The following is an 11,032-nucleotide window of genomic DNA, read 5'->3' on the forward strand; positions in this document are numbered from 1 at the left end:
CCCGGCGCGGGCTCGCCCTAGGCGCCTGCGCGCCAGCGATACCGAGTCTTGGGCCGACCCGCACGGCCGTAATCGGCGCGGCGCTCGGCCAGTCCGTCGTCGGCCAGCTTTTCCAGGTAGCGCCACGCGGTGATGCGCGAAACCCCCACGGCCGCAGCGGCATCGGTCGCGGTGATCCCCGACTCGGCCGAGCGCACCGCGCGCGAGACCTCCTCGAGGGTGTGCTGCACAACGCCTTTGGGCGCACCGGCACGTTGGTCGGCGGTGCGCAAGGCGCCCAGCGCGCGATCGATGTCGTACTGCGACAGCGCCGCCTCGCCCGCGGGGAGCGCGGTGTCGAAATCGCGGTAGCGCTCGAGCTTCTCGCGGAACGCGGCGAAGGTGAACGGCTTGAGCAGGTACAGCACCACGCCGTGGGCGACGGCATTGCGCACCATGGTCAGCTCGCGGGCGGAGGTGATCGCGATGACGTCCGGGCGCGGTTCCAGACCGTTGAGGGCGGCGGCCACCTCGAGTCCGCTGATATCGGGCAGGCCGATGTCCATCAGCACCAGGTGGAACGGATTGCCGTCGGCGATCGCCTCGGCGGCCAGCGTGAGCGCGTCGCGACCGGTGTGCGCGACGCCGCCGGTGACGAACCCGTCCAGCCGCTCGAGATAGGCCCGGTGGGCCTGGGCGATCAACGGCTCGTCCTCGACGATCAGGACCCGGATCATTTCTTCTCCCTCAGCGGAATGCGAACGATGACCGCGCTGTGTGGTGCGGCCGTGGTGGTGATGGCGCCGCCGTGCCGATCGACGAGGCGGTGCACGAGTGCCAAGCCGAGTCCGGCGTGGTCGGTCTTGGTGGTGTAGCCGCGTTCGGCGGCGCGCGAGAACATCTGCGCCGACATGCCGGGCCCGCTGTCGGCGACCCGGACCACCAGCTCGCCGTCACGGTGATACACCGATACCTCGACTCGCTTGTCGACGGTGCCCGCCGCCGCGTCGATCGCGTTGTCGACCAGGTTGCCGACCAGCGTGACCGCCTCGTGCGCCGAGAGCGGATCGGCGGAGTCCAGCGCGGTGTCCTCGCTGATGGCCAGGCTCACCCCGCGCTCGGCGGCCTGGTCGACCTTGCCCAGCAGCAGCGCGGCCAGTGCCGCGTCGCCGACAGCGGACAGCAGCCGGTCGATCAGGACCTGCGAGAGCCGCAGCTCCGCGGTGGCGAAGGCGACCGCCTCCTCCGGGCGGCCCAGCTCGACCATGGTGACGACGGTGTGCAGCCGATTGGCCGCCTCGTGCGCCTGCGCCCGCAGCGACTCGGCGAACCCGCGCACGGAGTCGAGCTCGCCGAGCACCGCGCGCAGCTCGGTCTGGTCGCGGATGGTCAGCACGGTGCCGATCGGGCGGCCCTCCCAGCTGACGACGTCCTGGTTGACCAGCAGCACCCGGTCGGTGGTCACGTGCGTCTCGTCGCGCACCACGCCCCACCGCATCTGCTGCAGCGAGGTCGGCAGGTCGGTGCGATGCACCGGGCCGTCGGGCAGGTCGAGCAGCGTGCGCGCCTGATCGTTGACCACCTCGGCGGGCCCCGGCGCGGTCCCGAACACCACCAGGCCCTCGTGCACGGAGTGCAGGACCGCGTCGTGGTGCTCGTAGAGCGCGCGCAACTCGTCGGGTGCCAGGCCGTGGGTCTGGCGCCGCAGCCTGCGGCTGATCAGGAACGACGAGCAGGCCGCCAGCGCGAGCCCGGCCGCGGAGACACCGAGGATCACCGGCACCTGGGAGGCGACCTGGGTGCCGATCCTGGCCCTGGTCACCCCGGCCGAGACCAGGGCGACCACCCGGCCGCCGTCGTAGACCGGGGTGACCGCGCGGATCGAGGGGCCGAGCGAGCCGGTGAAGGTCTCGGTCAGCGTCTGCCCGGCCAGCGCGGCGTCGATGCTGCCGGTGAAAGGCTTGCCGATCAGCTCGGGATTGGTGTGGGTGTAGCGGGTGCGGTCCGGCGCCATCACCACGATGAAGTCCATGCCGGTGTCGGCGCGGATGCGTTCGGTGGTGGGCTGCAGCAGTCCGCTGGGGTAGGGCGAGTTCACCGCGGCCAGCGTCGACGGCGCGCGCGCCACGGTCACCGCCACGTCGCGGACCTGCAGTTCGGTGGCCACATCGTGGTCGTGACGGGCGTCGAAGACCGCCAGCACGGTCCCGGTCCCGATCATCAGGGCCAGCACCACCAGCTGCCAGACGAAGGCCTGCCCGGCGAGCGACAACCGCACTCGTCGCATCTTGCCCTCCGACCTCGTCTTGAACGTTATGCACCAAATGTGATGGGAGTCACAGTGGTTCCGGATGATTGTGCGCCATGAGCACAACCGCCGCACCTTCGCGGAAACGCGACCATACCCATTGGCTGTACATCGCGGTGATCTTCGCGGTCCTCGCGGGCATCCTGGTCGGCCGGCTGGCGCCGGAATTCGGTCAGTCGCTGGCGCCGCTGGGCACCCTGTTCGTGAACCTGATCAAGATGATGATCGCACCCGTCATCTTCTGCACGATCGTCCTGGGCATCGGATCGGTGCGCGCGGCCGCCACCGTCGGCAAGGTCGGTGGCCTGGCCATCGCCTACTTCCTGGCGATGTCGACGGTCGCGCTCGGCATCGGCCTGGTCGTCGGGAACCTGATCGAGCCGGGCACCGGGCTGGGTGCGGGCAGCGCGGGCGCGGGCGCGAAATACGCCGAGCAGGCGCACGGTGCCGGCGGCACCTGGGACTTCATCCAGGCCATCGTGCCGACGACGCTGGTGTCCTCGCTGACCGCGGGCAGCGTGCTGCAGGCGCTGTTCGTCGCGCTGCTGGTCGGCTTCGCGGTCCAGGCGATGGGCGAGGCGGGCGCGCCGATCCTGCGCGCGGTCTCGCTCGGTCAGAAGCTGGTGTTCCGGATCCTGTCGATGATCCTGTGGCTGGCTCCGATCGGCGCGTTCGGCGCGATCGCCAATGTGGTGGGCCGCACCGGCTGGTCGGCGGTGGTCGAGCTGGCGACGCTGATGATCGCGTTCTACCTGACCTGCCTGGTGTTCGTCTTCGGCGTGCTCGGGGTGGTGCTGCGGCTGGTCTCGGGGGTGTCGATCCTGAAGCTGTGCCGGTACCTGGCACGCGAGTACCTGCTGATCGTGGCGACCTCGTCCTCGGAGTCGGCGCTGCCGCGTCTGGTGGCGAAGATGGAGCACGCGGGCGTGGAGCGCACGACGGTGGGCGTCGTCGTGCCGACCGGGTATTCGTTCAACCTCGACGGCACCGCGATCTACCTGACCATGGCGTCGATCTTCATCGCCGACGCGATGGGCAAGCCGTTGAGCCTGGGCGAGCAGATCGGCCTGCTGCTGTTCATGATCATCGCGTCCAAGGGCGCGGCGGGCGTGACCGGCGCCGGGCTGGCCACCCTCGCCGGTGGCCTGCAGAGTCACCGTCCCGAACTGCTCGACGGCGTCGGCCTGATCGTCGGCATCGACCGGTTCATGTCCGAAGCCCGTGCGCTGACCAACTTCTCGGGCAATGCCGTGGCCACCCTGCTCATCGGCACCTGGACCAAGACCGTCGACGCCGACCGCACTCGCCGTGTCCTCGATCGCGAACTGCCCTTCGACGAGGAGACGATGGTCGACGACCACCCGGTCGACGACGTCGCGGAACCCGAGCCGAAACCCGTTCCGGTGCGGTGACAGACGGGAAAGGCCCCGCAGGCGCTGCGGGGCCTTCACGGTGCCGAACCTCAGGCGCGCGCCCACTTCTCCGGGTTGAGGTGGTACTGCACCAAGGCGGTGGCGTGCCCGTGCCCGAGGCCGTGCTCGGTCTTGAGCCAGGTGACCAGCGCGGCGTGCTTGGTCTGTTCGGCGGCGCCGAGGATGGTCAGCCACTCGTCGACGGTGCGGCCGTACTTGGCCTCGATGGTGGGGAAGTAGGACGCGGGGCCGTGCGGTGCGTTCGCCATGGTGGTTCCTCCTCGGTCGTGTGCTCGTTGTGGGTGAAGACGGTGGGGGCGCGCGGAATTCATCGCCGCGTGACCGGCGTCACGCGGCGACGGCGACCCGCTGGTCGACGGTGGCTGTGACGGTGCGGTGTTCGCGCATCAGCAGCACGCCGGTCAGGGCGACGAGCGCGGCGGTGAAGCCGTGGATGCCGAAGGCGGCCGCGGCCGAGCCGTCCCAGCTCAGCACCGTGATCATGTCGCCGGTCGGGATCAGGGCCAGCACCAGCATCGTGATGCCGAGCGCGAAGCGCTGGCGGGCGGCCAGCAGCGCGATGATCAGCAGGCCGCACACGGTATCGCGCACGCCCTTGAGATTCAGGAAGGCCACCGCGTCGCCCTCGGGCCGGGTGGGCAGGCCGAAGCCGGTGGCGATGGTCTCCGGCGTGATCAGGTAGCTCAGGCCGATGTAGAGGATGAAGGCCGCGCCGAGGACGGAGAGGGCGGTGGCGATGCGCGAGACGGTCATGGTGTGCTCCTGACTCTGTATTGCAACGCTCTGAAATCTAGCGCTGCTAGGTGATAGGAGAACGATAACGCGAGTCTCGCTATCTTGTCTAGCGTTGCTAGAATTTCGAGCATGAGCACCCAGACCCGCAAGGAACGTGAACGCGCCCAACGCCAGCAGCAGATCGTCGACACCGCTCGCGAGCTGGCCGAAGCCGAGGGCTGGGACGCGGTCACCATCCGCAAACTGGCCGAGCGCATCGAGTACAGCCAGCCGGTGCTCTACAGCCACTTCGCGAACAAGGCCGCCATCGTCGGGGCCGTCGCGCTGCAAGGCTGTGTCGAGCTGGCCGAGGAGATTCGCCTGGCGCGGGAGAGCGCGACGACCCGCACCGAGGTGTTCGACAGGGTCGCCCGCGCCTACCTCGACTTCGCCACCGCCAACCCGGCCCGCTACGACGCGATCTTCGTGCTCACCACCGATCTGAACTTCGGCCTGGACGCGCCACAGCCGCTGCGCGCCGCCTTCGCCGGCCTCGAGGCCATGTTCAGCGCCGGCGCCGAGGGTGACGAACTCGGCGCGCGCACCGAGGTGGCCTGGGCCGGGCTGCACGGCCTCGCGACGCTGGAACGCAGCGACAGGCTGCGCCCGGAACTGCGCGAACGGCGGATCGCCCTGCTGGTCGAGAGCTGGGCCGCGTTCGGGTAACCGCACGGGCCCGGCCGGGTGACCGACGACTCGTCGGCGACGGTCCCCACGCCGCGTAGGTTGGAGACAACGACGCAGGTCGCCCGGGGCGACCGAAGGCGAAGGGACGACGGATGGCTGAGGTCGTAGTAGTCGGGTCGGGCCCGAACGGCTTGGCCGCGGCGGTGATCGCGGCGCGCGCCGGCCTCTCGGTGCGGGTGCTCGAGGCCCAGGATCAGCCGGGCGGCGGGTCACGCACCGCCGAACTCACCCTGCCCGGTTTCCACCACGACCTCTGCGCCGGCGCGCATCCGATGGCGTTGGCCTCGCCCTTCTTTCGCGCGTTCGATCTGCCCGCACACGGTGTCGAGCTGCTGACCCCGACGATCTCCTACGCGCATCCGCTCGACGGCGGCATCGCCGGATCGGCCTGGCGCAACCTCGAATCCACGGTCGCCGACCTCGGCCGCGACGGCCCCGCCTGGCGCGCGCTGTTCGGGCCGCTCGTCGAGCACTGGCCCGACGTGGTCGACCTGGCGATGTCGGATCTGCGGCACCCGCCGCTGCGAATTCCCACCGCCGTCCGCTTCGGCCTGCGGCTGCTCGAACAGGGATCACCCCTGTGGAACAACCGCTTCCACGACGAGGTCGCGCCCGCGCTGCTGACCGGCGTCGCCACCCACGCGATCACCCAGCCGCGCGCCCTGCCCGCGGTCGGCGCCGCCCTGCTGCTCGGCACCCTGGCGCACGCGGGCGGCTGGGTGATTCCGCGCGGCGGCAGCCAGGCCATCCCGAACGCGCTGATCGCCGAGCTGGAACGGCTCGGCGGCGAGGTCGTCACCGGGCACCGGGTCGACGACTTCGCCGAGCTGGCGCGGGCCCGCGCCGTCCTGTTCGACACCTCGCCCGCCGAACTCCTGCGCATCGCCGGTGACCGCCTGCCCGCGCGCTACCGCGAACGCCTGGGCCGATTCCGTTACGGCGGGGCCGCCTGCAAGGTCGACTTCGCGCTCTCGGGCCCGGTGCCGTGGACCGCGCCAGGCTGCGAGCTGGCAGGCACCCTGCATCTGGTGGGCACCCGCGACGAGGCGATGCGCGCCGAACGCCGGATCGCGGCGGGCGAATTCGCGGAGCGGCCCTATGTGCTGGCGATCCAGCCCGGGGTGGTCGACACGACCAGGGCCCCGGCGGGCAAGCACACCTTCTACACCTACGCCCACGTGCCCAACGGTTCCGACCGCGACATCAGCGAGGCGGTGATCGCCCAGGTCGAACGCTTCGCGCCCGGCTTCCGCGACCTGATCCTCGCGAAACACGTGACGCCGGCGGCCTTCATGCCCGCCCACAACGCCAACTACGTCGGCGGGGACATCTCGGCGGGCGCGATGACCGTGCGCCAGACCGCCTTCCGCCCCCTGGCCCGCTGGAACCCCTACGCCACCCCGATCCCCGGCACCTACCTGTGCTCGTCGTCGACCCCGCCCGGTCCCGGCGTACACGGCATGCCCGGCTTGCACGCCGCCGGGCATCTGTTGCGCACCCGCTTCGGCATCGTCACCGAGCCGCTGGAGCTGCTGCGCGGCGCGGCGCCCGCCTACCACTGAATCAGGGTGTGGCGCCCGCCGATTCGGTCTTGACGACGTCGGGTTCCAGGTAGACGGTGCAGGAGTGGGGCGCAGCCACGCGGATGCGGTAGTCGGCGGCGTCGATGGCCTCGCCGACCTGGCTGATGTCGAGCCCGGGTTGCATCGCGATCTTCGCGTTGACCAGCAGATCCTCCGGACCGAGGTACTGGGTCTGGATCCGGATGACCCGCACGATGCGAGGGTCGGCGAGCAGCGCCGCGCGAATCGCGGTGTCCTCCTTGGCCGTGGCGCCCTCCCCGATGAGCAGACTCTTGGTCTCGATGATCAGCACGATCGCGTTCACACCGAGCAGCAGCCCGATCAACAGGGTGCCGATGCCGTCCCACACCCCGTTGCCGGTGAGCACCGTCAGGCCCACCCCGGCCAGCGCGAACACCAGGCCGATCAGCGCGCCCATGTCCTCGAGCAGCACCACCGGCAGCTCGGGATTGCGGGTGGTGCGGATGAAATGCCACCAGCTGCGCTCACCCTTCAACGGCGCGGACTGCTTGCGCGCGGTGCGGAAACTGAAGCCCTCGAGCACCATCGACACCAGCAGGATCACGATCGCGACCGACGGCGACTCGATCCCGTGCGGGGACGCGATCTTGTGGATCGCCTCGTTCACCGCGAACAGCGAGCCCATGGTGAACAGCACCAGTGCGACGACGAACGAATAGAAGTACCGGTTGCGCGAATACCCGAAGGGGTGCAGCGTGTCGGGAACCCGTCCGGCCCGATGCTGCCCGACCAGCAGCAATGCCTCGTTGGCGGTGTCGGCGACCGAGTGCACGGCCTCGGCGAGCATCGACGACGAGCCGGTGATGAACGCGCCGATGAACTTCGCGGTCATGATGCCCGCGTTCGCCGCCAGCGCGGCGATGATCGCGATCTTGCTCTCTCCACCTTCACCGGCCATGGCACCGAACGGTACCCGCACAGACCGGGACGGCCCGCCCTGTGCGGCCGCCGTGTCGGCCGACGCGAATCGCCGCCGACCCGGACGGGACGACGGCGATTCGGTGAGCCGGACGGATCAGACGGACTGGGTCCGGTACAGATCGGGCTCCAGGTAGATCAGCCGGGCGGTGGGCACCGCGGCCCGCACCCGCACCTCGGCCGCGTCGATGGCCTCGGCGATGTCGGCGATGTCGAGGTCCGGCGCGATCGCGACCTTGGCGGCGACCAGCATCTCCTCCGGGCCCAGGTACTCGCTCTTGAGGTGGATCACCGAGGTGATCTTCGCGCCGTCGACCAGGTTGGCGCGGATGGCGTCGTCCTGCTCCGGGGTCGCGCCCTCACCGATCAGCAGGCTCTTCATCTCCACGATCAGCACGATGGCGATGACGCCGAGCAGCACACCGATGGCCAGGGTGCCGATGCCGTCGAAGATCGGATCGTCGGTGACCATGGTCAGGCCGACCGCGCCGAAGGCGATCACCAGGCCGATGAGCGCGCCGGTGTCCTCGAGCAGCACCACCGGCAGCTCGGGGCTGCGCGAGTTGCGGATGAACCGCCACCAGCTCGCCTCGCCCTTGAGCGGCCGGGACTCGCGGACAGCGGTGATGAAACTGAAGGTCTCCAGACCGATCGCGATGCCGAGGATGACGATCGCGACGATCGGCTGGCTCAGCTCCTCCGGATGCTGGATCTTGTGGATGCCCTCGTAGATCGCGTACACCGAGCCGAGGGTGAACAGCACCAGGGCCACGACGAAGGAGTAGAAGTAGCGGTTGCGTCCGTAGCCGAACTGGTGCAACTCGTCGGCGTCCTTGGCGGCCGCGCGCTGACCGAACAGCAGCAGACCCTGGTTGGCCGTATCGGCGACCGAGTGCACCGCCTCGGCCATCATCGACGCCGATCCGGTGATCACGGCGCCGACGAACTTCGACACCGCGATTCCCGCGTTGGCCGTCAACGCGGCGACGATCGCCTTCTTGCCACCACCAGCCGACATACCCGGCCCGCCCTTCTCTCCGCTGTACACGCTCGTGCCCGCAACAGCCTAGAGGGAGGGGCGTGAAATGTACGCTTCGGCGTCAGTTCTCGGCGCCGACGCAGGCGCTGAACAGCTGCGCCGACCCACCGATCGCCCTGGCCTTGATCTCGGTGTCGGCCGCGGAGATCCACGCCGCGCTGCCGCAGGCGACGGTGAGCGTGCGCCCGTTCTGGGAGAGCTCGACGGTGCCCTCGGTGCACAGCACGATGCCGGGACCGGCGTCGGCGAGCGCGACCGGTTCGGCGTCGGCGGACAGATCGAACCGGCACAGCGCGAACTCCGGGGCGGGCGTGCGGTACCGCACGCCGCCGTCGGCAGCGGGCTCCGGTTCGATCACCGGCAGGTCGATCGGCTCGAAGTCGAGCACCCGCAACAGCTCCGGCACATCGACGTGCTTGGGGGTGAGGCCACCGCGCAACACGTTGTCGGAGTTGGCCATGATCTCCACGCCGACGCCACGCAGGTAGGCGTGCAGGTTGCCGGCGTCGAGGTAGAGGGCCTGGCCGGGCTCCAGCGTCAACCGGTTCAGCAGCAGCGCCGCCAGCACGCCCGCGTCACCGGGGTAGACCTCGGCCAGCTCCAGGGCGGTGCGCACCTCGGCGGTGAAGGCGCGATCGCCCTTGCCGGACAGGTAGCGCACGCAGCCCTCGAGCACCGCGGGCAGCAGCGCCGACAGCGCCGCGGCGGGCAGCGTGATCCAGGTGGTGAACAGCGTGCGCAGCCCGGCCGAATCGGGCTGGGCGGCAAGCAGTTCGGCGTAGACGTTGAGGCCGGGCACGTCGAGCGCGCGCAGCAGGTCGACGGTGCGGCGCGGGTCGCGGAAACCGGCCAGCGCCTCGAACCGGCCCAGCGCCACAACGAGTTCCGGCTTGTGGCTGTCGTCGCGGTAGTTGCGCATGGGCGAATCCAGCGGCACCCCGGTGCGGTTCTCCCGTTCGAAGCCCGCCCTGGCCTGCGCCGAACTGGGGTGCGCCTGCAGCGACAGCGGTTCCTCGGCGGCCAGGATCTTCAGCAGGAACGGCAGCCGGGTGCCGAAGGTGTCGGCGACGGCGCCGAGTTCGCGCGCCGGATCGGCGGCGACGACCTCGAGCAACGAGCGGGTGCCACCGGCGGCTTTCACATGGGCCGGGTCGGCGGGATGGGCGCCGAACCACAGTTCGGCCTCCGGATGCGCCGACGGCACCGGCCGACCGCACAGCTGAGCGAGCGCGGTGCGCGATCCCCAGGCGTAGGAACGCAGCGCACCAACGAGTTCCTGCACTAGTAGCGTCCCCCGTCGTGGTATGGGTCCGGGTCGGGCGCGGCCGGGCCGCGCGCACCCGTCAACCGGAGATAGGCAGCGGCCATGTCCAGGCGCAAGGCCAGCACCGCCAGCTGCTCGATCTCGCTGCCGTGTCCGCCCCCTGCGGCGGAGGTGGCGGCGCCGCTGTCCGTGGTCGGGGCGGAGCCCGGCTCGGCCAGCTGGGTCTGCAGCACGTCGACGTCGGCGTGCACCAGGTCGGCGTCGACGAGCCCGCCGCCCACGCCGTCGAACACCGCGAGCTTGCGCCGCGCGGCGGCCTGATCGGGATGCACGCTCAGCGCGAGCACCCGCACCCGGTCGACCGGGGCCGGACCGTCGAGCTCCTCGTCGTGGAACAGCGGATCGAAGCCCGGTGCGGCACCGCCCGCCGCCTCGGCCAGTCGTCCGACGGCGGCGACCGCGTCGGCCAGGTCGGCGGCCGCGGCGAGCTTGCCCGCCGACTGCAGCAGCACCTCGGCGCCGTGCCCGGCCAGTTCGACCGCCGCGGGGGAGTCGCCGGCGAGAACCACGCCGACGCCGTGCATCCGCGCGGCCAGCGTCTTGGCCGGATTGTGGAAGACCTCGTTGTGCGGGCCGTCGCGCAGCGCCTCGGCGTCGAGCATGTCGGCCAGCTCGGTCAGGTCGGGCGTGGCGGGCACGCTGCGCTGGGCGTCGACCCCGCGCAGCACCGCGATGCCGACGGCGAGGAACCGCAGCAGCCGGTTGTGGTCGAGCACGGGCACGCGCGGTTCGAGCACGATCGCGCGACCGGCGGCGACCGCGCGCAGCGGACCCTCGTTGGGCGCGGCCACGATGACCTCGGCACTGCGCCGCAGCGCGCGGTCCACGGCATCGATCAGGCGCGGATCGCCCGCGTCGTCGCCTGCCACCAGCACCACGTCGAGCGGACCGACCCACGGCGGCAGCGCGGTGACGGGCACGATCGGCAGCCCGGCCCGGTCACCGAGGCCGGCGACCAGCAGGCCG

The 11,032-nt window shown here is 70.8% G+C and carries 11 protein-coding genes; 3 read left to right on the forward strand and 8 right to left on the reverse strand.

The genetic code is table 11. The features are described from left to right. Positions 1-17 precede the first annotated feature (17 nt). Entirely contained in the window at positions 18-716 is a 699-nt protein-coding gene (locus V8688_RS20350) for a response regulator (RefSeq protein ID WP_316575908.1), read from the reverse strand. After that, positions 713-2,266, reverse strand: a complete 1,554-nt coding sequence (locus V8688_RS20355; protein WP_218718611.1) for a sensor histidine kinase — start codon at positions 2,264-2,266, stop codon at positions 713-715. Before V8688_RS20355 ends, V8688_RS20350 begins: the two co-directional genes overlap by 4 nt. Positions 2,267-2,343: 77 nt before the next feature. On the opposite strand from V8688_RS20355, the gene V8688_RS20360 reads away from it, so the two are divergent. Then, positions 2,344-3,699 (forward strand): cation:dicarboxylase symporter family transporter, encoded by a 1,356-nt coding sequence (locus tag V8688_RS20360; RefSeq protein WP_218718612.1) that lies wholly within the window; start codon positions 2,344-2,346, stop codon positions 3,697-3,699. 50 nt (positions 3,700-3,749) lie between these two features. On the opposite strand, the gene V8688_RS20365 is transcribed toward V8688_RS20360, so the two are convergent. Both V8688_RS20365 and V8688_RS20370 read right to left on the reverse strand, forming a co-directional pair. Next, positions 3,750-3,968: a DUF4287 domain-containing protein gene (locus V8688_RS20365; RefSeq protein ID WP_218718613.1), complete on the reverse strand. Its 219-nt coding sequence runs from the start codon at positions 3,966-3,968 to the stop codon at positions 3,750-3,752. A gap of 79 nt (positions 3,969-4,047) precedes the next feature. After that, positions 4,048-4,473 carry a DUF4267 domain-containing protein gene (locus V8688_RS20370; protein ID WP_218718614.1) on the reverse strand — a complete coding sequence of 142 codons (426 nt, stop codon included), beginning with the start codon at positions 4,471-4,473 and terminating at the stop codon, positions 4,048-4,050. A 111-nt stretch (positions 4,474-4,584) separates the two neighbouring features. Here V8688_RS20370 and V8688_RS20375 point away from each other — a divergent pair, with 111 nt between their 5' ends. Together V8688_RS20375 and V8688_RS20380 are read left to right on the forward strand one after the other, a co-directional pair. Beyond that, positions 4,585-5,160: a TetR/AcrR family transcriptional regulator gene (locus V8688_RS20375; RefSeq protein WP_342801468.1), complete on the forward strand. Its 576-nt coding sequence runs from the start codon at positions 4,585-4,587 to the stop codon at positions 5,158-5,160. A 113-nt stretch (positions 5,161-5,273) separates the two neighbouring features. Continuing rightward, positions 5,274-6,743: an NAD(P)/FAD-dependent oxidoreductase gene (locus V8688_RS20380; RefSeq protein WP_218718616.1), complete on the forward strand. Its 1,470-nt coding sequence runs from the start codon at positions 5,274-5,276 to the stop codon at positions 6,741-6,743. A 1-nt stretch (position 6,744) separates the two neighbouring features. On the opposite strand, the gene V8688_RS20385 is transcribed toward V8688_RS20380, so the two are convergent. The 4 genes from V8688_RS20385 to V8688_RS20400 all read right to left on the reverse strand — a co-directional run. Then, entirely contained in the window at positions 6,745-7,683 is a 939-nt protein-coding gene (locus tag V8688_RS20385; RefSeq protein ID WP_218718617.1) for a cation diffusion facilitator family transporter, read from the reverse strand. A gap of 117 nt (positions 7,684-7,800) precedes the next feature. Next, the gene (locus V8688_RS20390) at positions 7,801-8,721 is read right to left on the reverse strand and encodes a cation diffusion facilitator family transporter (RefSeq protein ID WP_316575904.1); all 921 of its coding nucleotides are present in this window, start codon (positions 8,719-8,721) and stop codon (positions 7,801-7,803) included. Positions 8,722-8,803: 82 nt separating this feature from the next. Continuing rightward, a complete protein-coding gene (gene manA, locus V8688_RS20395; RefSeq protein ID WP_218718619.1) occupies positions 8,804-10,024 on the reverse strand; it encodes a mannose-6-phosphate isomerase, class I in 1,221 nt (406 codons plus the stop codon). Further along, positions 10,024-11,032, reverse strand: a 1,009-nt coding sequence (locus tag V8688_RS20400) for a tobH protein (RefSeq protein WP_342801469.1), incomplete at its 5' end; no start/stop codon positions are given. The genes manA and V8688_RS20400, both read right to left, overlap by 1 nt.

It is taken from the genome of Nocardia sp. No.11 (genome assembly GCF_038752175.1).
GTDB lineage: Bacteria > Actinomycetota > Actinomycetes > Mycobacteriales > Mycobacteriaceae > Nocardia > Nocardia canadensis.